This is a genomic window from Paenibacillus sp. ICGEB2008 (genome assembly GCF_000307675.1).
Lineage (GTDB): Bacteria > Bacillota > Bacilli > Paenibacillales > Paenibacillaceae > Paenibacillus > Paenibacillus polymyxa.
On record NZ_AMQU01000008.1, the window covers coordinates 122,892 to 148,868 of the forward strand.

The following is a 25,977-nucleotide window of genomic DNA, read 5'->3' on the forward strand; positions in this document are numbered from 1 at the left end:
ACCGTGACTTCTTATTCATTTTCTAGCATAAAGTCGAAATGTAACATGTAACTAACTATAATAGTAGTAACATCCATATACAGGTAAGTGACATCGAAGGTTGGACCTGATCCTTTTATTGTATGAAGGAAGGGGCGAAAAAGCGGAGAACAACGTACTGATAAGTCTCATCTACTTTATTAAAAGGAAGGAATGTGTAAATAATGAACAGGCAATGGATCCTGCCAAGGATCGCAAAAAAAGTAGCAGTACTGCTAACAGCAGTGTTGCTATTAACGTTAACGAATGGGTTTAACTGGAATGCGTCAACAGCAGAGGCGGCCGGGACGACCCCTGTGGAACGTTACGGACAACTTTCAGTAAAGAGCGGTAAACTGGTGGATAAAAATGGACAGCCTGTACAGCTCAAGGGCATTAGTTCTCATGGCGTCCAATGGTTTGGAGATCTGGTGAATCAGGACACTATGAAATGGTTGCGGGACGATTGGGGCATTTCCGTGTTTCGAGTTGCGTTGTACACTGAAGAAAACGGTTATATTGCCAATCCTTCATTGAAAAATAAAGTGAAGGAAGCCATTGAGGCAGCACAGAAATTGGGCCTGTACGTCATTATTGACTGGCACATTCTCTCAGATGGCGATCCGAACATTCATAAAAATGAAGCCAAAGCTTTCTTTAATGAATTTTCCACTAAGTATGGTCATTTGCCTAACGTAATCTATGAACTTGCTAATGAGCCGAATGGGAATGTGAACTGGAACAATCAAATTCGACCTTATGCATCCGAGGTATCTCAGGTTATTCGAGCTAAGGACCCGGATAATATTATTATTGTAGGAACAGGTACCTGGAGTCAGGATGTACATGATGCAGCAGACCATCCACTTCCAGACAAAAATACAATGTATACCGTGCATTTCTATGCGGGAACACATGGACAATATTTGCGCGATCGGGTTGATTATGCACTGAACAAGGGTGTAGGCATTTTTGCTACCGAGTGGGGGACAAGCGACGCTTCGGGTAACGGTGGCCCTTTCCTGAATGAATCCAAAGTATGGACTGACTTTCTGGCTAGCCGTAAAATCAGTTGGGCCAATTGGTCGCTTGCTGACAAAAATGAGACCTCGGCTGCGCTGTTGCCTGGCGCCGATCGCAAGGGTGGATGGCCTGATTCACAATTAACAGCTTCCGGCAAATTCGTAAAACAGGCAATTCTGGAAGGCTCCAGCAGTTATGGTGGAGGAGGAAGCAACGGCGGAAATACCGGCGGAAACGGCAACAATGGCGGTAGTAACGATGGTGGAAATAGCGGTGGAAACAATGGTAACGATCACAGTGGAAGTACACCAGGCGGTAATAATGAAGGGATCGTGCTTCAATATCGCACCGATGATACGAATGCCAAGGATAATGCGATCCGACCTCAATTTAATATCAAAAATACGGGTAAAACAGCTGTGAAGCTGAGTGATCTGAAAATTCGCTACTATTATACAGATGAGAGCAAACAAGCTCAGCAGTTTTTTGTAGACTGGGCCAAGATTGGCAACGAAAAGGTAAAAGCGACTTTTGTAACATTGCCAAAGCCGAAGGTCAAGGCAGATAAATATGTAGAAATTTCTTTCACAGATGGAGCAGGAACGATTCAGCCCGGCGGCGAAACCGGGGAAATTCAATCCCGTATTCATGCTGCAAATTGGAGCAACTTTGATGAGACCAACGATTACTCCTATGGTGCTACCCAAACAGCATTCGCGGACTGGGACCATGGCACCGTATATCAGCAAGGTAAGCTGGTATGGGGTATAGAACCCTAGAAATTCAGCCATGACAAACTTGGCTGGAGTGAGTAAAGAGATGGGACTTTTGGTTGCACTCTTTTGAAGAAATGAAGTATAGCTTATGCGCCTTTGGTATATGGATGATGGAACTTTAGAAGTAAACAACTTATACTTCAGTTCCGATGGATATACTACTAAAGTACCATATGACATTCGACTTTTGTGGTATCTATATTACAACAAACCCCCGCTGTTGCCTTTATAGGCAGGCGGGGGTTTTAATGTTAATGAAAATGAGCATCTGTTCATCTGTGTTTATACCAAATTAAAAGCTTTGGCCAGCAGACGGTAGGACTGAACACGTTTATTGAAGTCATGAATGGAAGAAACGACCAGTAATTCATCGGTACGATACTGCTCAGCCAGTCTTAGCAGCTGTTCCTTGCACTGCTCAGGAGTACCAACAACACGCCATGCTGCAGACTGGCGCAGCCGTTCACGATCAAATTCTGTATAGGGATAGGACATGGCTGTTTTCACCGATGGAAGAGAATTCATTTCTTTACCCTGCATGAGTAAAAGGAAATACAAACTAGCACTGGATGCCAGCTGCTCAGCTTCCTCTTCAGTTTCAGCGCAGGCTACCGTAACTGCCGCCATGGAGTGAGGCTTATCTCCTAAAATCGAAGGCATGAATTGCTCGTGGTAACGCGCGGTAGCTTCTACGCCGCCCGGAGTACCGAAAAATTGGGCAAAGGCGTAGGAGGCACCCATCATCGCGGCCAATCTGGCGCTCTCCCCGCTGGAGCCAAGCAACCATAATTCAGGAACGGTTGATATCATCGGGGAGGCATGAAGGCCAGCAAACCGATGATTGTCAGGCACCGAATCATGGAAATAGTCGATTAAATCTAGAATCTGCTGTGGATATTGTTCGACAGCTTGGTATTTCCCTTCCTGCAATGCGCGAGTAGCCAGCGGCAAGCCGCCTGGAGCACGTCCTATTCCCAAGTCAATGCGTCCAGGGTGGAGCGCCTCCAGTAACCGGAAGTTTTCAGCTACTTTATAGGCGCTATAGTGCGGCAGCATAATGCCGCCTGAACCCACACGAATCCGCGATGTGTGAGCAGCCAAATGGGCAATCAATACCTCGGGACTGGAGTGTGCTAGTGTTTTGGACGCATGATGCTCGGATACCCAATAACGGCTGTACCCCAGTTGATCAGCTTCACGCGCTAAATCTGTTGTATTAGACAATGCATCTTGAGCAGAACCGCCTTCAGGAATATGAGACTGGTCCAGTATACCCAGTTTAAGCATTTTACAATCACCTCTTACACAACTGTATCAAACACAACCCATTTGGTCAAAATTCAAAACTGGATAGGTTGGAGTTTGGGCATCTTTTCGTTATAATAAAGGATGCATAAGGGATGAGAGAACATCTCTGCTCATGGAGAGGGGATTACATTTGTGTTAAGAACACCTTTAGGGCGTGTCCGGCTCATGCTCTGGATTCAAGCTATAGCGTATTTGGCGATACTATTCACCCACCAGCCGCTGCAAGCTGCGGGCATGACCCAGGCGGTTATGGTGATTGGTAACATATACCGGGTGAGCTTTCTGTTGCTCCTCGTCGCTTTAATCTATGGAAAAACTGCACTGCATTGGCCTTTACGGCGGCCTCTTTTCATTATGTTTGCATCCTTCATTCCGTTTGGTCTAATGATTATGGATTTTGTTTGGGTGCGAAAATGGACAGGGGATTCGACAGCAGAACAGAGAACTGCATCGTAAACTTTACAGGAGAGGTGCTTCGCTGTGAACTGTCGAGGAGCTTGTCTATGGAAGCGAGATTGGCTCCGATGCAGTAGAAAGAACATTGCGCAGATGGATGCGTGGTGTTCTTTTTTTATGCACCGGAGGAAACCGTTAACTCAATGTAATGCTAAGGTTTGAACTAAAAATTCAGCCGTCTTGCGTCTGTGGAAACCTTCAACCCAATGTCCCGTGAATGGATAAATTTCAATCGTCTTTGGTGATTCAATGCGGTTGTAAGCAGCGAAAATCGTCTCTGGCATACACACTGTATCCTTCAACCCTACAGATACCATGACAGGGATACCAATGCGATGAGCTAGATTCATCACGTCAAAATAACTCAATGTATGTAGTACCTGCTCCAAATGCTCGGGGAAGCGGTTTGCGAATTCGGCAGCTTCTGTCAGTGAACTGGTAGAATTCATCATGCCAAAATCCATATGACACATATTGGGAATATCCGCTACCGTCGTAGCAACTTTATCGCTGAGCGCAGCCACCATTAATGCAAGTCCACCGCCCTGGCTGGCGCCACTGATTGCGATTTTAGCCGAATCGACGTCGGCTTGCTCCGCCGCCCAGTCTACGGCTCTAAGGGCATCGGTTGTAATCGTTTTGTAGTAGCAGGTATCCTTGTCCAATATTCCTTTCGTGACCCAGCCTTTAACGGTTCCGTGAGGGTCATTCCGACGGTCCCCCGTTTCTCCTCCCTGACCACGAACATCTACCGCCAATACAGCAAAACCAAGCATTAGCCAAGATGAATAATCTTCAGGATAGCCCTTTCCGCCTGTGTAGCCATGAAACAGAACGATGCATGGCAGCTTCTGATCTCCTGCAAATCGGGGACGTACATACCAGGCATGCAGAGGCGTATCATCGATCCCCTCAAAAGTGACCCGATAGGCCATCATATGAGGATACGGTGTTTCTACGGGCGTTTTGAATGCACGTACAGGTTTGGCGTGAACTTCTTTCAGTGTTTTGTCCCAAAATAAATTCATATCTTTAGGGGTGGTAAGATCGGGAACGTACTGCTTCAATTCGGCAATTCTTTTTTCAATAACATTCATAATCAAAAATTCTCCTTCATATAGAATGAGTTCTCTTAGGCATTACTCGGTAAAGTGGATTTCTCCAGCTCGCTCAGCAGTTCAAATGCTCTTTCATTAGTGTCTCCGCATGTATCCTTATCCGCATGAAAGCCACTGCATACAGCAGGACGCTCAGATTTTCCAAATAATTGGCAGCGGTAATCAGGCGTGAGTTGAGGGCAAGGAACACCAGCGGGTTTTCCGTCTGGCATGCCGGGAATAGGGGAAGAAATCGTAATGGCAATGCAACATGCAGCACATCCTACTCGACACTCCAGAGGGGGTCACTCCTTAATAATCTGTTATTTTTGTAACCTATGCATGAAGTGACTTCAGTGAAGCCATAATGTGAGGATGGCACAAAAAAAGCAGGAATACAAGGATAAACGGATAGGAGACACACTTTTCACACAAAGAGCATAAATAATCTGGGAGGCACGTAGGATGGTATCAAGCCCCCAAATCAGCGTACCATTGAGTGGTAATATTAACCATTTGGTCTCTGTGTGTTCAAAAGGAGTTCGAGTGGTTAATAATAGAACACAACGATAAAAACTAAAACGAGGTGACGCAAAATGAGTTGGTTATGGGCATTGATTGTTGGTGGTATTATTGGTTGGTTGGCAGGAATTATCGCAGGTCGTGATGTTCCGGGTGGTGTGATTGGTAACATCATCGCTGGTTTTATCGGTGGATGGTTGGGTAGCTTGATTCTGGGAGACTGGGGTCCTGAAATCGGATCGTTCTACATCGTTCCTGCATTAATTGGTGCGATTGTGCTAGTCGTGATTGTGAGCTTGATCTTCCGTTCCGTTGGACGGAGCAGAGGCTAACTTTACGAATTATTGAATAGACCCGTCCCGATGGGGCGCGAGTTAAAAATGGAAAAAAGCTGCTTCCGCAAGGTTCACAAATGAACCTGTGGGAGCAGCTTTTTTTTTGAGATAAAGTTACATAGTTTCTATTGAAATCGTCTGATATGAGGAACAATTAGCACGCCCAGCACGATACACATGCCGATGGTTGCAAACATACCAATGGTGAGGATACCGCCAAGCTTGTCCGCCACGGCACCTACGGCCAGATAGCCGACAGGAAGCAGTGCGAAGGAAAACATCAAATCCAGACTGGCTACACGTCCAAAGGATTCAGCGGGAACTAATTCCTGCAGGCTTGTCTCCCAGATGATCGCAAAAATCATAATACCAAATCCTTCGAGCATCATGCTCATAATCAATCCTGGCATCCAGGTGACTATGGACAACAGCAGTAAGGCAAGACCGCTGACAAAAGCTCCTAAGTAAGCGAGCAGACCGCGGTGTTTCCAATGCTTGCGTGATCCATACACAAAGGCTCCCAACATGGCACCAATGCCACTACTTGCCATTGCGATGCCGTATACGACTGGATTATAGCCATGATGCACCTTGAACAGCCATGGGATGAGCACAGCGATAATACCTGAATAACAGATATTAATGAAAGAAAAGGCGAGTATCGTAATCCATAGCCAAGGATGGCTTTTAAGAATAGCAAAACCTGCTATAAAATCCTTGAGAAAATGTTGTCCACCCTGATCTACCTGTTCTGAACTGGTCTGACGTTTGCCGATGATGGAGGCCAAATGAGCACTTAGCATCCAAAAACAGGCAAATGATACCAGGTAAGCGATAGAATCCAGTCCAAAGCCGACACCGGGAGAGGAAAAGGATACAATAAAGCCTCCTAGCGGAGGACCGAGTAGACGAACAGCTTGTATGCTGATTTGACTTAGCGCATTGGCAGCATTGCGGATGTCCGGTGTAAACACTTGTGCACGTAAGGCTGAATAAGCCGGATTAAAGATACCATCCATCAATCCGTACAACGCAAGCCCAACGAATAGGAACGGCAACTTCATCCCGTCCGTAAACATCAGCACCGAAGCAACGAACATCAGACCAAAGCGGGCGACATTCGTGAACAGAAGGAGGCGAATTCGGTCGATTCTGTCCACGATCATTCCTGCGAAAGGAAGAATAAGTACATTTGGCAGCATATAAACCGTCATCGCCAATCCCATGATGGTGGTGGAGCCTGTCAGAGAATAGATAACCAGTGGCAAAATGACTGTCGTGACGGAGCTTCCTAACATCGCGATCCAATGTCCAAGCCATAAGAGGGTGAACGCTTTGGATTGTTTTAAAGGTGAAGTAAAGGTAGCCCAGGCCGAGTGCCTTCCTTCAGGGGATAAAGTTGTATTTTGGGTATCCATGATCACACTCCGGTAAATATTTCTAATCTGTATATTAAAATCTATTATACGAAATCTCTTATGTAATGGTACACAAAAAAGTTGCTGCGAGGGCAGTGAAGATGAATAGCCAGCCTATGATGGAGTCAACCTAGAATAGCATTAGATGATAAAAAAATATAACTTACCTTTTGGATAGGGATTATTGGATAAAAGCATTGACGTGCGAAAATGAATGATGTACTATTCAATGACCAGCCTGTGCTAGGTTATCAAGAAAAAGGGAAAGAGTGTGGATAACATGAAAAAATTTAGTTTTTTACCGATTGTACTCATCGTGATGGCATTGCTGGTTTCGGCTTGCGGCAACAATGATAAAGGCGCTAGCACGAATGATGCATCTACCGGAGGGAACGGTTCTAATAATGGAAAAGCAGATACAACGGCTGCAGCTACCCTTGAATCTGTAAAAGCGAGTGGCAAGCTGAGAATTGGTACGGAAGGTACCTATGCTCCGTTTACGTACCATGATGCTGCTGGCAAATTGACAGGCTTTGACGTCGATATTGCAACCGAAGTAAGTAAGCGGCTGGGTGTGCAACCAGAATTTATCGAGACACAATGGGACGGAATATTTGCAGGCTTGAACTCCAAGCGGTTTGACGCAGTATTCAATGAAGTGTCCATTACAGATGAGCGTAAGCAAAAATATGATTTCTCCGATCCATATATTGTCTCCAAGGCGGTTCTGATCGTGAGTGATGATAATACGGACATCCAAAAATTTGCTGATTTAAAAGGTAAAAAGGCAGGGCAATCCCTGACTAGCAACCTGACTCAAATCGCAAAAAGCAACGGGGCGGAAATTGTAGCAACCGAAGGATTCAACCAAGCTATTGACCTCCTCACTTCCAAACGTGTAGATGCGACCGTTAACGACGGATTATCCTATCTGGATCTGAAAAAGCAAAAGCCTGATGCTCCAATCAAAAAGGTGGACGAATCTTCGGATGCTTCACACAGCGCAGCAGTATTTAATAAAGGGAGCGAAGATTTGATCAAGGAAGTCAACAAAGCGTTGGCTGATATGAAGGCTGACGGTACGTATCTGAAAATTTCTGAAAAATATTTTGGAGCCGATGTGTCCAAATAATAAAGGATGTCTGTACAATGGATGATCGCCAAATACAAATTATTATGGATTCATTATTGCCTCTGCTAAAAGCAGGGGTTTCTTTTACGATTCCGCTCACACTGATCTCATTTGCTCTGGGACTTGTGCTGGCGCTAATCACTGCACTCGCCCGGTTGTCCAAATGGAGAATACTCAAGCTGATCTTCGGCTTCTATGTATGGGTGATTCGAGGAACTCCATTGCTGGTGCAATTGTATATTATTTTCTACGGTTTACCTTCTGTTGGTATTACACTGGACCCGTTTATTGCTTCAGTGATCGGCTTTACGCTTAGCGTGGGGGCCTATAGCTCTGAAATTATGCGTGCCGCTATTATTTCCATTCAAGAGGGTCAATGGGAGGCGGGATATTCCTTGGGGATGACACGCTGGCAAGTGCTGCGGCGGATTGTGCTTCCTCAAGCTTCCCGTGTATCCGTACCCCCGCTTGCCAACTCATTCATCAGCTTGGTAAAGGATACCTCACTGGCTGCCACCATCACCTATGTGGAAATGTTCAGAACGGCTAATCAGATTGTAGCTACCACCTACGAACCGCTATTAGTATATACCGAGGCTGGAGTTATTTACCTGCTATTTAGCACGATATTGACTGTGCTGCAAAATGATTTGGAAAAGCGTCTCAGCCGTTTTTCCATTAGATAAAGGAGATTGTACCGGTGATCCAAATTCAAAATATACACAAGTCGTTCGGCTCGCTGGAAGTGCTTAAGGGGATTGACGTGACGCTCGATAAGGGAAAAGTGCTTGTGATTATCGGTCCTTCCGGTTCGGGTAAAACAACGCTTTTACGCTGCTTGAATTTGCTAGAGATTCCCGATCAGGGAGAAATTCAGGTAGGTGATATTGTCCTGAATTTTGCGAAAGGAACGAAGCTTCGACAAGAAAACATTTTGGCGCTGCGTAAGCGGACAGGGATGGTATTTCAATCCTACAACCTCTTCCCGCATATGACTGTCGTACAAAATGTGATGGAGGGGCAAGTCACGGTTCAGAAAAAAAGCAAGGACGAAGCGCGCAAACGTGCATTGGAGCTGCTGAAGAAGGTGGGACTGGCTGATAAAGCAGAATCCTATCCGCATCAATTGTCGGGAGGACAGCAACAACGGGTCGGTATTGCCCGGGCAATGGCGGTCGAACCTGAGGTGCTTTTGTTCGACGAGCCCACCTCTGCTCTTGATCCCGAGTTGGTAGGTGAGGTGCTCAAGGTCATAAAGCAATTGGCTGCCGAAGGAATGACGATGGTTATTGTCACCCATGAAATGAAATTTGCGGCAGAGGTTGCGGATCATGTAATCCTGATGGATCAGGGCGTAATCATTGAGCAGGGTACGCCACATCAGGTGCTGGAGCAGCCGACCAGTCCACGGGCCATCCAGTTTTTGAATCGACTGAGTGGGGAAACGGAATAAACTGAATAGAAAGGCAGCTGGAGCCGGGGGTTAAAAATAACGCCCAGGCCAGTAGCTGCCTTTTATCCATCAGTAGTCCTCTTTTATTTCACTTTAATTTTTAATGTAATCAGAAAGGTAATCAAAAGAATACAACAGCCTGTTAGGAATGGAGCGAACATATTCACATCAAATAAAAATCCCGCTAGAGTAGGACCCAAAATATTCCCCACACTCATATAGGCATTATTCATACCAGCTACATATCCTTGCTCATTGCCTGCCATCTTCGACAATTGTGTATTAAGAGCTGGACGAAGCATAGCTGTGGCAAAGAAAATAAGGGAAGTCACAAGAAAGATACTCCAAAAGTCTTTGGCGAAGAGAAATAAAATATAAGCAGCAGAGGTGAAGAGAAGCGAGCCTTTGATCAACCTTTTTTCACCAAACTGCTTGATCATTTTAGCAACAACCAATGCCTGCATACCGACGCCGATCACAGCACCTACAGTTAGAAGGACTGAAATATGTTGCGGTGAGAATTGGAAGCGATTCGTTACATATAAACCAAGAACGGATTCAAAATTAGCGAGTCCAAAAGTCATCACCAGGACAATGACAAAGAACATCGCATATTTTGAATTTAATGATCTTGCATACTGTTTGAAAATAGACTCTCTTTGATGATGAATGGTTGCTCGTGCTGCCTTCATTTGTTCTTTCGATAAACTTTCAGGTAAACAAACGATTGAAAAAATAACTGCAATCATAGCTGCACCTGTTGCTGTATACAGCGGCACTCTCGTTCCATATCCTGCAAGAAGGCCGCCAAGTCCTGGACCAATGACAAATCCAAATGACATCGCTGCCGCTAGCAGGCTATTTCCTTTGGCACGTTCTTCGGTTGTTGTAATATCAGCTACATATGCCATCATGGGTGGAATAATCAGGGCTGCTGCAACTCCTTCCAGAAGTCTTGAGGTGTACAGCATCCACAGCTCATCCCCAATAGCAAACATAAATTTAGCTACAGCAAAAATAATAACACCTACGACGATAAAAACTTTTCTCCCATATCGATCAGACAGCTGTCCAGTTATGGGAGAGAGCAAGAATTGCGTTATGCCATAGGCTGCTACCAATAAACCGATTGCTCGCCCACTGGCACCAAATTCAATGATCAATTCCGGAAGAATAGGGGTAATCAAACCAACGCCTACCATCACAATGAATATATTAATCATGAGAATTACGAGTATTCTTTTCATACAAAAAAACCTCCTTATCCATTAGTTCTGGATAGGAGGCAGACATACGAACAAGAAGATACACTGCTCCCGTCAAAGAAGCAATGCTCTTATCGTTAATACCCAAAAGCCTACACTAATCCTATCCAGAAAATTCGTAAGATTACGTTTTTTCTTTGGAAATAGGATTAGTAGATCATTGGCTTAAGGTCACCCTTTCGGTACTTTATTGTTTATCATCGTAACATAAATTTCATAATGAGGCAATAAAAGGATGGATTAGAAAAACCCAACTCTTCCTTCGGAGACATTTTTTAGCCAGTCCTGCTTGCGGCTTTTATCAAGCTCGCCTCGCATGCCTTTAATAATCAGCTCAATATCGGCTTTTCCTTGCTCATGCCATTCCAGAGCGGTACTGACATACAGTTCTCCGAGCTGAGCTAGGGAGAAGCCGTCCGTCATCGCTGCCGCCTTCTGTGTACCTGTCTCACCTGCAAAAACAAGGAAGTTACGCAGTTTAAGATACGCCAGTCGCAGCGCTTCATCAGGCAAACTGATTTCATAAGCTCGATCGAAGCGGCCTGCCCGGTTCATCAGACCCGGATCGATTTTCTCGGGATAATTGGTCGTTCCGATCAGGAAGATGCCCTCCTTGGATGTAGCGCCGTCGAGCGTATTCAGGAAAAAGGAACGAACCTCCTGAGGCATAGAATCAATGTCCTCAATGACCAGCACCATCGGAGCCAGGCGAGTAGCTGCCTCGAACACCTCTTTGACCGATTCGCTGGTTGTATATTCTGTAATTTGCCAGTAAGCAGCCGGACCCGGTACACTGCTGGCAATTGATTTCACTAGAGTTGTTTTACCGTTGCCCGGATGGCCGTATAGCAGAATCCCACGCTTGTAAGGAATGTTATAAGTCTGATAGAAGGTACGATCTGCTTCAAAAAACTGATCAAGTGATCGGAAGATATCCCGCTTGATTTCCGCCTTCAAAATCACGTCATCCCGTGTAATGGCGCGGGTTATCGGTTCTGCTTGCCGAGAGAGTCCACGGCTTGTATCAGTAAAGACAGTGACACGCTTCATATTTTGCTTGCGTTCACGACCGCGTACGCCTGCGAGGAAGCTTTGCAGCTCCTGATCGCCTATGGCAAATACGTAATCTTCATTGTATACGCCATTTTCACGGAAAAAGGGAACTCGTGCCAGTGCGATCCCCCACTTGGGATAGGCAAATACATTATTACGCATCGACAGATGCACACCATATTCAGGCGTTGGCCCGTCATCGTCATATTGAATGGTGCGTTCCTCCAAACGATCGAAGACCCGTGCCACATGCTCCAGATCAGGGCTGCCTGAACGAATATCCTCCTCCAGCAGATCCCAATATTCAATATTGGGATCATCACTGGCATACAGCTCGTATTTTACGCCATAGCGGTTATAGAGTGCTTCACTAATACCGTCGATCAGACGGGCATAAGCGGCATAACCGGTAATGCGTCCATCTGTTCGTTCGTCAAATTCATAAATAGCTGGGATGTCTATACTCAACATTATTTTGCTCCTTTCAGGGCGGCCAGCGGTCTACATTTGGCTACAACGGCTGCGAGTCCTGCCCCGGTAACACTTTCAATAATATCATCTACATTTTTGTAGGCTTGTGGAGATTCGTCGATAATACTTTCCAGAGATGCCTGGTTGACCACAATTTCGTCGTCTGTCCCTACACCCAGGGCACCTGCAAAATCGTCTACACTTACAAGCCGCTTGGTCGCAGAACGCGAGCGAATACGGCCCGCTCCATGACAAATGGAGTGAAAGTTATCCTGACCGCCCGGTAAACCTACCATAATATAAGAGGCAGTCCCCATTGAGCCGGGGATCAGGGCTGGATGCCCTGTCGCCTGATAAGGCCGCGGATTGTCAGGGTGTCCTGCTGGAAGAGCGCGCGTCGCACCCTTACGATGCACAAATACGCTGCCGTGATCCGGATGTGATTCCTCCCAAGCATAATTGTGCATCAGATCGTACAGCGTACGCAACTCGCACTTTGTACCAAAGACATCGCGGAAGGCTTCTCGCACGGAGTATGCAATCAGATGTCGGTTCACCACAGCATAATTCAGCGCTGAATACATCATATCCACATAATGTGCTGCCTCGGGATGATCCAGCGGTGCGAATACGAGTCTCGGGTCGGAGGTGCCGAGACCGAGACGGCTCATCGCTTTTGCGATGGCAGATGAACTGGACTGACTGACTGCTCCACCCCAAGCACGTGATCCGGAATGAATCATCACAGCCACCTGACCGTCGAACATCCCCCAAGCTTCAGCGACTTCTCTATTTTCTTCCGCAATTTCAATCGCCTGAATTTCGACAAAATGATTGCCTCCACCCAACGTGCCGAGCTGTCGATGAGCCCGGTGCCAAGTACGGTCTTCGACGAGATTCAGCACTTCCTCGTCAAAGGAGAACTTACTGTGCTCTACATGAGTCAGTGAGGTGGATTTCTTAGGAGTGTAGCTATCTGGAATATATTTATTAGGTAAGCCATGCAAACCCTTACGTACAATATGCTCCAGTCGTATATCCGAATAATGTCCGCGTTGGTGGGCTTCCATCGGCAAGTATTTGTCAATTGTCTTAACCAGCTTGCGGCGCAGCTTAATTTCCTTCAAAGCATCCTTGTGCAGATTGGTCAGGTGTACGCGCATGCCGCAGCCAATATCGCTGCCAACGATGGAGGGAGATACATAGCCGTCTTCCATTCCCCATACCGCAGTTGTACCGATGCAGGTTCCGACGCCTACATGTACATCTGGTGTATATCCCATATAGCGGATACCTGGAATTTGTAAATTGTTATTAGCCATCTCGAACACTTTGTAATCCAGTGAGGAGAAGAGTTGCTGCGAAGCGTACACGGTCAGATCCCCTGCCGGAAGCTTCATCAGGTGGCTGTATGGTCCTTCATGAAAAGATGAGTTGGTCGTAGGTTGTATATTCATAATAAATGGGTAGTTCCCTTCTTCATGTAAATTTATAACATCGTATAAAAAGATTCGAAAAAAAACAAAAAAAGCCGCAGACTTGTCGTCTACGGCTTCGTGCACCGAAAGTGTCATTACATTTTATGATCAGTACATCATACAGTACATCATAAAAACATAAATAACCTGTTCTTTCAATAGCATATAAAAATAAAAAAAGCCTGGTTCATCACGCCGTCAGACAGCGTGACATACCCATCATGTCGCCCGAACGGGGCCGATGAGACGAAATTTCGAATATGTGATTGTATCATGCTGACTGATTGTCATTATCGTGTAAAGCTTGGTCATGTCTGTCGGCCCCCTTTTCTTAAAGTTAATTGTTATGTTAATGGAAACCTGTGGAAGCTGTCAACCCTGAAAGATAAAAGTGTGGAAAAATGTGACTATACGCATGGTGAAGTGTGAGTAACATCATAGTTCAATTGACCCAAAACTGTTATTGTACTGAATATTCAAATATTCAGATATTGTTGATCGTTATGAAAACAATCTGTGAGGAGGACGGCGCAGGCATGGAAGGAGATCTCCAGAAGTTTAAGGCTGACTTTTTCAAAGCATTGGCTCACCCTCTGCGCATCCGCATTTTGGAGGTGCTGAGTGAAGGGGAACGGAATGTGAACGAGTTGCAGACTGCGCTCGGTTCCGAAGGTTCTGCCGTATCGCAGCAATTGGCTGTCTTACGGGCTAAAAATTTGGTGAACAGCTTTAAGGAAGGCACAACGGTCGTGTATTCACTACGTGATCCGCTCTTAACGGAGCTGCTAGCGGTGGCGCGGCAGATTTTTGACAATCATTTAGTCGAAGCTATCTCGTTGCTGGAAGGAATACGTAACGAGAAGTAATGCTACTACAGAAAAGAAGGGTTACAGGAATGAAGTGGATAGGAAGGTTCGAAGGCTATAACGCAGGGGCTTTACGAAAGGATCTAATTTCTGGAAGCATTGTAGCGATTGTGGCCATCCCGCTCGGTATGGCGTTCGCCATTGCATCGGGGGTCAAGCCGGAATATGGTCTGTACACAACCATTGTAGCGGGGATTTTGATTTCACTGCTGGGTGGGTCCAAATTTCAGATCGGAGGACCTACAGGTGCGTTTATTCCAATTTTGCTGGCTATTGTCATGCAATACGGCTATGAGAATTTGCTTATAGCAGGGTTTATGGCAGGCATCATACTCATTTTAATGGGTGTTTTAAGGCTGGGGGCATTGATCAAGTTCATTCCTAAGCCCGTAACCATTGGCTTTACAGCCGGGATTGCCGTGACGATCTTCAGTGGTCAGATTGCTAACTTTCTCGGTTTGCGTGGGGTAGAGCGACATGAAACTTTTCTGCCTTCGATGGCAGAGCTCGTCCATCGACTTCCTTCACTCAATGTGTATAGTATCCTGACAGCTTGTATCTGTCTTGCTGCGCTTATTGTGGTGCCCAAAAAATGGCCCAAGATACCTGGATCACTGGTCGGCCTGCTCTTGTCAACGTTGGTGGCAGCTTTGCTTTTTCCAGGGCAGGTGGCTACGATTGGCTCTGCTTATGGCGCAATTCCGGCATCATTGCCTGAGCTGCATATTCCTGTGATGACGTGGGAATTGATCGTGAAGCTGTTGCCGCCAGCACTTGTTATAGCGATGCTGGGTGCTATTGAATCGCTGCTTTCAGCGGTAGTAGCTGACGGGATGACGGGAACCCGGCATAACAGCAATCGCGAATTGGTTGGACAAGGGATTGCTAATTTGCTGACCCCACTGTTTGGCGGCATTCCTGCGACAGGTGCCATTGCCCGTACGGCCACCAATATCCGCAACAACGCGGTTTCTCCTATGTCAGGTATTGTGCATGGGATCGTGGTGCTCCTCATTCTGGTGCTTTTTGCACCTTATGCATCTAATATTCCGTTGGCTAGTATGGCACCGGTATTGATGGTAGTCGCCTGGAATATGAGTGAGCGCAAGCATTTTGCGCACATTCTCAAAACACGGACAGCGGATTCTATTGTGCTGGTCGTCACCTTTTTGCTGACGGTTTTTACGACACTGACAACGGCTGTAGAGGTAGGTCTGATTCTGGCAGTTGTATTGTTCGTCAAACGTATGAGCAGTACACTTTCAGTCGATAAGGTGCTACCTGACCCTTCTGTGAAGCATGAAAAAGTAGGCGCACATATGGTTACAGAGCAGCATGATTGCCCACAGGTGGCTATTTACAATGTGGAAGGCCCCTTATTTTTTGGTGCAGCTTCGACGTTGGAGAACTCAGGTGTAGGGGGACAGACTGGCCACCTGCAAGGGATTTTGTTATTGCGAATGGGAAAGGTCCCTTTTATGGATATGACGGGAGAAGCTAACTTTACCGCATTAATTCACAAGTACCGGAAGTCTGGTGGGACAGTGCTTGTGTCCGGACTCCAGCCCCAACCGCTGGAGTTACTGCGGAAAACCGGATGCTACGACATGATCGGACAAAAGAATTTTTTCGAACATACAGGAGAGGCCCTTACGGCAGCTCTTTCAATGGTGGATCAGGATCGGTGCAAGGGGTGCAGGCAAATGGCTTTTAGAGAATGTACGAGCCTGTGTCGCAGAACCCAGGAAACCAAATCTTCCTTTCCAGAGGGAGCCGTTTCGGTTCCCATACCTGTAAATAGCGGCAGATAGCGCTCTTCTACTTATGCTGCTGAATGCCGAAAAACCTCTTTTATTTTCGGAACAAATGCGAGTTTTCTCGGTGCATTTGGTTGCGGATTATAGAAGAGGTTTTTCACTTCTTCAAGAAAAAAAGGAATAAAATTCAAAAAAAATGCTTGAATATCTGTTTTTATGACACTATACTAGATTCAAAAGATACCAAATGATTCATTCTTTTGTTTTAAATTGTATTTTAATAATATGCTTATCAACCTCCTCGATCACTTCTAGTATCTTACCCTACCCTTTTCTTCATTTTTTTCACTTACTTTCTTCGAGACTTGTCCACAGTTCTGAATTGAATGTCGTTCCTTGCGGTCTGCACCAAAGGTTATTCACCTTAGAATATGACCTATGGATTTCACCCCAGAATCTATATTTTTAAAGGAGGTGAGTACCAGAGGCTATTTGTGAGCTTTTGACGCTGCTGTCGGAAGGTTGTCTTTGAGAATCAAAAAAACCAAGTAAAGGGAGATGAAAAGTATTGATTAAGTCGAAAAATATCAAAAAGACACTGTCGGTCGGTTTTACCGCTATTCTTGCTTTTTCTCTGATTTCTCCGGTGTATGCAGATTCCAGCACAACCTCCTCAGCAGGAGCATCGTCGATTTCCGCCAAGGTTTCAGCCAAGCTGAACCAGCAATTCAGCGCCAGCGAGTATGTCACCTATCTGGTTAAATTAAAAGATCAGGTAGATACGGAGTCTGTTGCCAAGCACGCTTTTCAGAAGGCTTCTGCCGAGCAGATTTCCCCCGCTGCTGCTAAGCTATCTGTACGTACAACGGTTGTAAACTCTCTCATGGATACCGCAGAAAAAACTCAACAATCCGTGGAAGAATACTTAAAGAAGGAAGTCAATAACGGAAACGTCAAAAAATACAAGAGTTACTTTATCGTAAACGCATTTGCGGTAACCAGTACCAAAGAGGTCATGGATAATCTCGCCACCCTACCTGAGATCGACAAAATTTTACCAGATGAAAAGCGCGAGTTGCAAAAGGTAGAAATCGATAAGGATACCCAGCCGATAGGGGAGCAATCAACAGCAGGCCAAACAGTGGCAGATCAAACTACTGTTGACCCGGCTGTGACGGAAGAAAATGCACAAAAATCGGTGCAAGAATCCGTGTATAAAGATGCAGTAACGCCAAGTCGTGTGGAGTGGAATATTTCTAAGATTAAAGCACCACAGGTGTGGGCCAAAGGTATTGATGGCAAAGGCATTGTCGTTGCTAATTTGGATACAGGTGTTGAATATACTCACCCGGCATTGAAAAGAAAATGGCGCGGGCTGAATGCTTCCGGTCAAGTCGTCAATCCAGAGCTGAGCTGGTATGATGCGGTTAATGGAGCATCGCTGCCAACAGATTCCCATGGACATGGTACACATACGATGGGGACAAGCGTTGGCTCAGACAGCAACGGTACGAATCAAATCGGTGTTGCTCCAGGGGCCAAGTGGATTGCCGTACGAGTATTCAATCCAGATACCACAGATTCCATCTTGCTGGATGGTGGGCAGTGGATTCTTGCACCTGTAGATAAAAACGGCAAAAAGCACCCTGAGCTTGCACCGGATGTGGTGAATAATTCTTGGGGCGGTGGACCTGGCCTGGACGAATGGTATCGCCCAGTGACCAAGGCGTGGAGAGCGGCACAAATTTTTCCTGGGTTCTCCGCAGGCAATACAACACTATCAAATCCCGGCGGACCTGGGTCTGTGGCCAATCCGGCAAATCTGCCTGAAGCCTATGCCACAGGAGCCACCGATATCAATAACAAGCTGGCCAGCTTCTCGTTGCGTGGTCCTTCTCCTTATGGCGAAGTGAAGCCAGAAATTTCGGCTCCTGGTGTAAACATTCGTTCCTCTGTACCGGGCGGGGTTTATGAAGGAGGCTGGAATGGCACCTCTATGGCAGGTCCGCATACGGCTGGATTAGCGGCATTGCTGCTTCAGGCTAAACCATCATTAACTGTGGATCAATTGGAGGATGTTATTTCGAAAACCGCAACACCGCTGACAGACAGTCAGTATCCGACTTCACCAAACAACGGCTATGGAAATGGTCTGATCGATGCGCTTGCTGCAGTGAACTCCGTACTTAACTAAAAATAATCAGACAGGTTTAAAAAAAAGATCCCCGAAAATCCCTTTGGGCGGCTCGTACAAGGATGCATGCACCTGCTAACCGTGTGTTGCACTAAGGCGTAGCTGCTAAAAAAGGGTTTTCCTACATAAATGAATATAAAAGTCATAGAATTTCAAGAAAATTGCAAAAAAATGACTTGTATATCTGTTTTGATAACTTTATACTATCCATAATATATGATTATATATCAATTTTTAATATAAAATGTAATGATATAACATGTTTTTTTCCTTCGAAATGCTTCTGCTTTTTCTCCTAGGTATCTACTAATTTCATCGCTTCTCTATTGGGATTGTAAACTCACCTATGAAGTACTGCCATCTATGAACAGCCAAATATCTTTTTGAGCCTCTCTATAATCTATGAAGGAGGTGGTGGCTAACACATCGTATTGCGCAACCCGCGTGTTTGATGTGCAAGGCATGAGGTCTGACTCTTGTACAGGTTATTCCAGAATCATTAAACCTAGTAAAAGGAGTGGAGAAGTAATTGATTAAACTTAGACGTTTCAAGAAACCGTTATCTATTGGACTCTCTTTGCTTATGGCCTTTTCATTTGTTCAACCCGCTTTAGCGAAAAACACACCGGATGGCTCCAAGCTAGAGCTGAAATCAGCCTCGCATAAGGTCACGACCGCGAAGGTATCCGCAAAGCTGACCAAACAGTTTGAGGAGAACAACTATGTTACCTATTTGGTCAAATTAAAAGAACAGGTAGATACGAACAAGGTTTCCAAAAATGCTCTTCAAAAGGCTTCACTTGAGAAAATAACACCTTCCGCTGCCAAAATGGCTGTGCGCAGCCATGTGATCAGCTCTCTACGTGAAACGGCTTCCAGAACCCAATACGGGCTTGAAAGTTATTTGGATAAGGAATCGGAGAGCGGCGGAGTAAAGGAATATAAAAGCTATTTTATAGTCAATGCTTTGGCTGTCACGAGCACCAAGGAGGTGCTGGATCATATCTCGAAGCTGCCTGAGGTCGATAAAATTGTACCGAATGAAACACGTTATCTGCAAAAGGTAACGGTTGATAAGCAGCCAGAGGACACAGGCACCCAAGCGGCTGGAACCGCAACGGCAGCAACAGCAGCAACAGCAGGAACGGCAAAGTCTGACACAGCCCAGAAAGCTGTAGAACCGGAAAAGGGCGATGGCAAAACATCGGCATTGCCCGGTAATACAGGCAAGAACGCTGTGGACCCGTCCACAGTGGAATGGAACATATCCCATATTAACGCACCACAAGTGTGGGAAAAAGGAATCGACGGAACCGGAATCGTGGTCGCCAACCTCGATACAGGCGTTGACTACACGCATCCGGCCCTGCATCGCAAATGGCGTGGTCTGGATGCGGCAGGCAATGTCGTGAATCCAGAGCTGAGCTGGTATGATCCGCATAGTCATGCGGCGCTTCCGGTCGATCAGGAAGACGATTCCCATGGTACGCATACGATGGGCACGATGGTTGGCTCCGAGGAAAATGGAACAAACCGAGTGGGCGTTGCCCCCGGTGCGAAGTGGATTGCGGTGCGGATTTTTAATCCGGAAACGACGGATGCGATTATACTGGACGGCGGTCAATGGCTGCTTGCTCCAAAAGATGCCCAAGGTAATCTTCATCCCGAGCTTGCTCCAGACGTAGTGAACAACTCGTGGGGAGGCGGACCGGGTCTTGATGAATGGTTCCGGCCTGTAGTTCAGGCCTGGCGGGATGCTCAAATCTTCCCCGAATTCTCCGCAGGGAATACCTCCCTCTCCAATCCGGGCGGACCTGGATCGGTAGCCAATCCGGCCAACTACCCAGAATCCTTTGCCACGGGGGCAACCGATATCAATGATAAACTGGGAAGCTTTTCATTGCTGGGACCCTCACCTTACGGTGAGATCAAGCCCGAAGTCTCCGCACCGGGAGTAAATATCCGATCATCTGTAGCCGGTGGCGGTTATAAAGGTGGATATAACGGTACTTCTATGGCGGGTCCTCATGTTGCGGGTCTTGCTGCTCTATTGCTGCAAGCGAATCATTCTCTTACCGTGGATCAGCTGGAGGAAATTCTGGAAAACACAGCTACCCCTCGGACAGATAGTACATATCCTACTTCGCCAAACAATGGGTATGGACATGGCGTCATTAATGCGCTTGATGCAGTCGGATCTGTCATGCAGGGTCTGGGCTCTGTATCCGGTAAAGTCGTAACGGGTGGCGACGATCTGGAAGCGCCTGTTCTTGAGCATACACCGCCTGCAGCTGCATTTGAGGGTATTGATATCCCTTTGACTGCACATGTAACGGACGATGTCGGCGTAACAGCCGTTGAGGCCTTTGCCAAAACAGCGGGTTCGTCAAACTATGTATATATTCCGTTGGAGCGGACCTCTGGAGACAGCAAAGATGGTACATATCAAGCGTCCATTCCAACCTTTTTGGTAGATAGCAAAGGTTTGGAATACTATATCCGTGTAAATGATTTCGGTAATAATGGTTTTGAAACGGAAGTATATAAGGTGAATGTCTCCAAAGGTGTTAAACCAGGCTACACACAAGACTTTGAAAAAGACATTGCTGGTATTAATATCGGGGGTCAGGGTAGTGTTTGGAAATGGGGAACCCCGACAAGCGGCCCTAAAGGCGCACATTCGGGTACAAAGGTCATCGCGACCAATCTCGAAGGCCAATACCAGACCAACTCCAACAGTTATTTTGTGGCCCCTCCAATTGATCTGACTGAGAGTTCCAAAGGGGCACTGGTCAGCTTCAAGCATTGGTACGATCTTGAAAACAATTCTGATTTCGGCAAAGTGTATGTAGCGACCACAAACAATCAGAATGCGTTTGAGCAGGTATTATCGTTTACTGGCACCAGCAATGGCTGGAAAACACAATATCTTGATTTGCGAGCGTTTGCGGGTCAAAAGGTATACCTCCTGTTCAACTTTACTAGTGACAATACAATCGTGAAAGATGGCTGGTATATTGACGATCTCTCCATTCAGGAACCAGACAGCGTTGCCCCTGCTGCCCCTGGTCATTTGACTGCTGAAGCAGATACTGTGGGCAACGTTACACTCGCCTGGGGTGCTTCCTCTGATGAAGATGTGAAGCAGTACAAGGTGTATCGTTCAACCCAGTCCGGTAAAAATTATACTTCCATCGGTACAACCTCTGGGCTGACCTACACGGATACGATCACTGTCGGTGGTGCGACCTATCATTATGCAGTGGCGGCCGAGGATTATAGCGGTAACGAAGGTGTCAAGTCGAACGAGGCTTCACTAAGAGTGGACGTGCCGGATACGCTGTATAGCGATCATTTTGATGGCAGTTCAGACAATGGTTGGACTCATTCCGGGACCAAGGATGAGTGGGAACGCGGCATTCCTAAGGAAGTAGGACCGGAAAGCGCAGTGTCCAAACCGAATGTGTGGGCCACCGATCTCGATAGCAACTATGAGAACGGTGCTGATTTTTCACTGGTTTCTCCAAAAATTAATTTGAATGGTATACGCAACGCTACACTGACCTTCAACCACTGGTTTGAAATTGAAGGCGGCTATGATTACGGATATGTAGAAGTGTCCAAAAACAATGGCGACACGTGGAGTGAGCTGGGTAAGTTCTCGCATAATACAAGTGGTAAAAAATGGGCACCTGTTTATTACAATCTGGACAGCTATACCGGCAATGAGATTCAAGTTCGCTTCCGCTTGAAATCGGATAACAGTGTGAACAAGAATGGCTGGTATATTGACGATTTCCGTGTGCTAGGTGTTCCAGCTTCGACAGTGACCAAGGATATCGTACCTGAGTCCAATATCAAGCTGGAAAAAGCAGAAGAACAATTCCCACTGTACAAAATTACAAGCACTGAAAAGAGTGAATTTCAGGAAAAAGTGAAGCCGGCAGAAGCATCAGTGGATCGTGGACGTGTCGGTCTCGACAGTCTTCCAGCTAGTGCTACGGTTACGGTACTGGAAACCGGACGTTCGGTGAAAACAGACCCAACCACGGGCAAATACAGCTTCACTCATGTAGCGGGTGACTATACGCTGAAGGCCGAAGCCTACGGTTACGTGCCTCAGACGAAAGCAGTTACGATTGAAAATAACAAAGTCATCAGAGCAAACTTTAGTCTCGAGGCTGTCCCACACGGTACGATTCACGGGGTCATCACCGACAAGCAATCTGGTGAACCGATCCAAAAAGCGAAAGTATTGGTGCTGGAGGATGCACGTATTGCTCCTGTAGAGACGAATGAGGCTGGAGAATTTACGCTGGACGTGCTGGAAGGAACATACACATTGTCCATCGCAGCCGAAAATTACTATAGTGACAGTATTTCCGTTACGGCTCCTCCAAACGGCAGTGTAGAAGCGAATGTCACGTTGAAGCCTTTCATCGGTTTTCAAGGAGGCATCGCCTATGATGACGGTACAGGAGAAAATGCCAGAGCCTTTAACGCGGCAGGCAATTCATGGGCAGTGAGAATGACACCTGAGTCGGAAGTGGCACAGGTGACAGGAGCATCACTGTTGTTCTGGAACTCTGCTTTCCCGAATCCGGGAGGAACAGCATTCCAATATTCTGTCTATGACGCCTCCGGTGCAGCAGGAGCACCTGGACGTCTATTGGCTGGTCCATTCGACGGAACAGCTGTACGGGATGAGACACAATGGACGACGGTACAGCTTCCAGAGCCAGTGACGGTTCAAGGCGATTTCTATATTGTATATACACAGTCTGCGGTAGGCACACAGTCGCCGGGCCTTGCTACAGATGAAAACAGCCCCAATGCGCTTCGTAGCTGGCAAGGTGTAAGCGGCACATGGAGCCAATCCCCTGAAGAGGAAGGGAACTACATGATCCGGGCGATCGTCAGATATCCGGTCAACGCTCCAACGATTACAACTCCTACGAAGGCAACGTATACGCAGGAGGATACGATTACCGTAACAGGAACTTCTCCGGCAGAAGGGGCTGATATTCAGCTCTTTAACGGCAAAGAGTTGGCTGGCACAACGAAAGTGAAGGATCGTCAATTCAGTTTGGCGGTCGATCTTCAGCCAGGTGCTAATCCGCTAAGTGTTCAAGCAGCGGTATACGGCAAAGTAACGGATCGTTCCGAGCCGGTGGTTGTAACGCTCGATCAGACTAAACCGGGTCTGATCCTGACTTCGCCTGGTGAGGGAGCACGTACGAACGCAGGTGTGGTCAGTGTAACCGGTACGGTGTATGACGAGTTCCTCAGTGAATTGACGATTAACGGCGAGCCTGCTGAATTCGGAAGCGACGGCAGCTTTAACAAACGTTTGCTTATCAACGAAGGTGAAAACCAAATTACGGTAACGGCCAAAGATCTTGCCGAAAACGAAACGAGTGTTACACGCTCGGTGTATGTCGATACAGCGCTGCCGAAACTTGAAAATATTAGTCCTGCTGAGGATGTACGTATCACTCCAGGGCAGCCGGTACGGGTATCTTTTGACAGTGCATCTGGTTTGGAGGCATCCTTCCATGTGGAGTTGCCCTTTAACCTGTCCACTTTGGCCCGTAATGAAATTCCATTAAATGAAACTTCATCAGGTCACTATGAAGGTATTTATCTCACTTCATCTTCTCTGAACCTGGAAGGCGGAGTCATCGTGATCCGGGTAAGGGATGCGGCGGGGAATGAAGTGGAAACGGAGGCGCCGGGAAGATTGTATGTAACCCATGGTGGAGGAGAGGGGCCTGGTCCGAATCCACCTACATCGAATGAAAAGCCGGTAGCTATTATCCAGGCGAACGACTCAGCCAAGAAGAACAAAAATGTACAATTTACCGCCAAAGCCTCCCGTGATGCAGATGGTGAGATCGTCAGCTACAGTTGGAATTTTGGTGATGGCGATACGGCGGTTGGTTCAAAGGTGAAGCATAAATTCACCACAGCCGGAACGTATACAGTGGAGCTAACAGTGACGGATAATGACGGCGCAAACGGTAAGGCAGTGCATACCATCACGATCCGTTAACAGCAAGTAAGAGTAGGGGATAGAAGATTTTTTAGAATGCATTGCAGGCCCACAGCAAGCCACTGTTAATAGAGGCTGCTGTGGGCCTTTTTGAATTTGTCCAACAGTTCAGGAAGCGATACAATGAATAGTACTCTATAAAGTGAATCGTTTCACAATAATATTTTTTAGCAGGAGAGGATCATATGATTCATTTGAAAAAAGAAAGCGGACGTATCCGTCTTGTACTCGATGCCTATTTTATGGGAGAAGATATCGTTGTGCTCATATCAGGCGGTGATCAGCCTCACTTGGGGACGATTACAGCAGGGGCTAGGCTTGAGCCGATTCAAACCGTGCAATTGCAAAACCACAAGGAATTTTATATTACTGAAGAAATTGCAGTTCGCTTGCGTAAAGAGTTTGCGGGTAACTTCGCCATTTGCTGCGGGACGCATTTGGATCATGCAACCAAGGACGAAATCCGAATGTTGACAGACATGGCTATACAAATGGGAAAAGAGCTCATTGAAGAACTTAAGCAAGTACGCTTGTAGGGACCTTTTTAAGTGAACTCCTGAAAGAGTAGATTGCGATAGGGATATTTACTAAAGGGATACTTAAAGAGCAATGCAAATCCATTATCCTCAATGTCTACAGATTTTAGCGCAGAGGATGGAATTAAACTACGGATCATTACCTGAACTGCACGCTGGTCTTGCCTGTTGATCGCTTTGGCTAAGGCAGAAGCAAAGCATTCATTGCGTGCCAATTCGCGATACAGCGGAAAAACGGCTTTGGCAATGGCGCGATGAACCTTCGGTTCAAATGTAAACTGCACCATACCGGGTGGAATCGTCGTACCGTTCGTATAGTAAAGCATTGGTGGCTGAGCTAAAAAGGAAACAAAGTAGCCGATCCCATTTGTGCCTAAGCCTTGCTTGGCGGCAAATGGCGCTACTGAGCAGAGAAGGGATTTCATCCGATCCAAATTACCCTGAACGACAGCTCGTGACCATTGGACGGCAAAAGCACGTCGGGTCGCAATAGCTTTGTAAAATGGCAGCATGGCGGCGGATATTTTCCGAAGTGTCTCTGCATGTAAACGTTGGTGAGGCGAGCCCTTTCTGCGGGATGTTCCACGATATAACATAGCTCCGTCCTCCTTGGCAGGATGCTCTCATGGAGCGCAATTTATCTGTAATAGGTACAATACTGTATGCCCGGTTATCTCAAAAAGTGCTAAGATGCTATGCTGCTACTTTTTAACGTTCTAATTTGAAAATTGAAATAAGTACTGTCCTGATTTGTAAGATTGTGGTAC

19 protein-coding genes are annotated in these 25,977 nt (G+C 46.4%); 11 read left to right on the plus strand and 8 right to left on the minus strand.

All coding sequences use genetic code 11. The features are described 5' to 3' along the window. Positions 1-200: 200 nt before the first annotated feature. The gene (locus C400_RS0109335) at positions 201-1,820 is read left to right on the plus strand and encodes a cellulase family glycosylhydrolase (protein ID WP_026065408.1); all 1,620 of its coding nucleotides are present in this window, start codon (positions 201-203) and stop codon (positions 1,818-1,820) included. A gap of 279 nt (positions 1,821-2,099) precedes the next feature. Here C400_RS0109335 and C400_RS0109340 read toward each other — a convergent pair whose 3' ends face one another. Next, on the minus strand, positions 2,100-3,104 hold the full coding sequence (locus tag C400_RS0109340; protein WP_016818684.1) for an LLM class flavin-dependent oxidoreductase: 1,005 nt from the start codon (positions 3,102-3,104) through the stop codon (positions 2,100-2,102). A gap of 153 nt (positions 3,105-3,257) precedes the next feature. Between C400_RS0109340 and C400_RS0109345 the strand changes: the two genes are divergently transcribed. Further along, on the plus strand, positions 3,258-3,581 hold the full coding sequence (locus C400_RS0109345; RefSeq protein ID WP_016818685.1) for a DUF3817 domain-containing protein: 324 nt from the start codon (positions 3,258-3,260) through the stop codon (positions 3,579-3,581). Between the two features lie 140 nt (positions 3,582-3,721). Here C400_RS0109345 and C400_RS0109350 read toward each other — a convergent pair whose 3' ends face one another. Both C400_RS0109350 and C400_RS27605 read right to left on the minus strand, forming a co-directional pair. After that, positions 3,722-4,678 (minus strand): acetylxylan esterase, encoded by a 957-nt coding sequence (locus tag C400_RS0109350; RefSeq protein WP_016818686.1) that lies wholly within the window; start codon positions 4,676-4,678, stop codon positions 3,722-3,724. Positions 4,679-4,713: 35 nt separating this feature from the next. Then, complete coding sequence (locus tag C400_RS27605) at positions 4,714-4,977, minus strand: YkgJ family cysteine cluster protein (protein ID WP_200879844.1); 264 nt, start codon at positions 4,975-4,977, stop codon at positions 4,714-4,716. Between the two features lie 297 nt (positions 4,978-5,274). Here C400_RS27605 and C400_RS0109355 point away from each other — a divergent pair, with 297 nt between their 5' ends. Then, positions 5,275-5,532: a GlsB/YeaQ/YmgE family stress response membrane protein gene (locus tag C400_RS0109355; RefSeq protein ID WP_013372531.1), complete on the plus strand. Its 258-nt coding sequence runs from the start codon at positions 5,275-5,277 to the stop codon at positions 5,530-5,532. 128 nt (positions 5,533-5,660) lie between these two features. On the opposite strand, the gene C400_RS0109360 is transcribed toward C400_RS0109355, so the two are convergent. Next, complete coding sequence (locus C400_RS0109360) at positions 5,661-6,953, minus strand: MFS transporter (RefSeq protein ID WP_017426768.1); 1,293 nt, start codon at positions 6,951-6,953, stop codon at positions 5,661-5,663. A 280-nt stretch (positions 6,954-7,233) separates the two neighbouring features. Between C400_RS0109360 and C400_RS0109365 the strand changes: the two genes are divergently transcribed. The 3 genes from C400_RS0109365 to C400_RS0109375 are packed head-to-tail and all read left to right on the plus strand — an operon-like array spanning position 7,234 to position 9,538. Next, positions 7,234-8,085: an amino acid ABC transporter substrate-binding protein gene (locus C400_RS0109365; protein ID WP_017426769.1), complete on the plus strand. Its 852-nt coding sequence runs from the start codon at positions 7,234-7,236 to the stop codon at positions 8,083-8,085. Positions 8,086-8,102: 17 nt separating this feature from the next. Then, positions 8,103-8,771, plus strand: coding sequence for an amino acid ABC transporter permease (locus C400_RS0109370; RefSeq protein ID WP_016818689.1), 669 nt, complete (start codon positions 8,103-8,105; stop codon positions 8,769-8,771). A gap of 14 nt (positions 8,772-8,785) precedes the next feature. Next, the gene (locus C400_RS0109375; RefSeq protein WP_017426770.1) at positions 8,786-9,538 is read left to right on the plus strand and encodes an amino acid ABC transporter ATP-binding protein; all 753 of its coding nucleotides are present in this window, start codon (positions 8,786-8,788) and stop codon (positions 9,536-9,538) included. 83 nt (positions 9,539-9,621) lie between these two features. Here C400_RS0109375 and C400_RS0109380 read toward each other — a convergent pair whose 3' ends face one another. The 3 genes from C400_RS0109380 to C400_RS0109390 all read right to left on the minus strand — a co-directional run bounded on the left by C400_RS0109380 (position 9,622) and on the right by C400_RS0109390 (position 13,784). Next, the gene (locus C400_RS0109380; RefSeq protein WP_017426771.1) at positions 9,622-10,785 is read right to left on the minus strand and encodes an MFS transporter; all 1,164 of its coding nucleotides are present in this window, start codon (positions 10,783-10,785) and stop codon (positions 9,622-9,624) included. A 258-nt stretch (positions 10,786-11,043) separates the two neighbouring features. After that, positions 11,044-12,327: an AAA family ATPase gene (locus tag C400_RS0109385; RefSeq protein ID WP_017426772.1), complete on the minus strand. Its 1,284-nt coding sequence runs from the start codon at positions 12,325-12,327 to the stop codon at positions 11,044-11,046. After that, positions 12,327-13,784, minus strand: a complete 1,458-nt coding sequence (locus C400_RS0109390) for an RtcB family protein (RefSeq protein ID WP_017426773.1) — start codon at positions 13,782-13,784, stop codon at positions 12,327-12,329. The genes C400_RS0109385 and C400_RS0109390 overlap by 1 nt, the downstream gene beginning before the upstream one ends. Before the next feature lie 557 nt (positions 13,785-14,341). On the opposite strand from C400_RS0109390, the gene C400_RS0109395 reads away from it, so the two are divergent. From C400_RS0109395 to C400_RS0109415, 5 genes are all read left to right on the plus strand, one after another. Further along, positions 14,342-14,671 carry an ArsR/SmtB family transcription factor gene (locus tag C400_RS0109395; RefSeq protein WP_016818694.1) on the plus strand — a complete coding sequence of 110 codons (330 nt, stop codon included), beginning with the start codon at positions 14,342-14,344 and terminating at the stop codon, positions 14,669-14,671. Positions 14,672-14,700: 29 nt separating this feature from the next. Next, positions 14,701-16,482: a SulP family inorganic anion transporter gene (locus C400_RS0109400; RefSeq protein WP_017426774.1), complete on the plus strand. Its 1,782-nt coding sequence runs from the start codon at positions 14,701-14,703 to the stop codon at positions 16,480-16,482. A gap of 514 nt (positions 16,483-16,996) precedes the next feature. Beyond that, on the plus strand, positions 16,997-18,622 hold the full coding sequence (locus C400_RS0109405; protein ID WP_017426775.1) for a S8 family serine peptidase: 1,626 nt from the start codon (positions 16,997-16,999) through the stop codon (positions 18,620-18,622). Positions 18,623-19,151: 529 nt separating this feature from the next. Beyond that, entirely contained in the window at positions 19,152-24,674 is a 5,523-nt protein-coding gene (locus tag C400_RS0109410; RefSeq protein ID WP_017426776.1) for a S8 family serine peptidase, read from the plus strand. Between the two features lie 185 nt (positions 24,675-24,859). Next, on the plus strand, positions 24,860-25,210 hold the full coding sequence (locus C400_RS0109415) for a prenylated flavin chaperone LpdD (protein ID WP_017426777.1): 351 nt from the start codon (positions 24,860-24,862) through the stop codon (positions 25,208-25,210). A gap of 8 nt (positions 25,211-25,218) precedes the next feature. On the opposite strand, the gene C400_RS0109420 is transcribed toward C400_RS0109415, so the two are convergent. After that, positions 25,219-25,806 (minus strand): hypothetical protein, encoded by a 588-nt coding sequence (locus tag C400_RS0109420; protein ID WP_016818699.1) that lies wholly within the window; start codon positions 25,804-25,806, stop codon positions 25,219-25,221. Between the last annotated feature and the right edge of the window lie 171 nt (positions 25,807-25,977).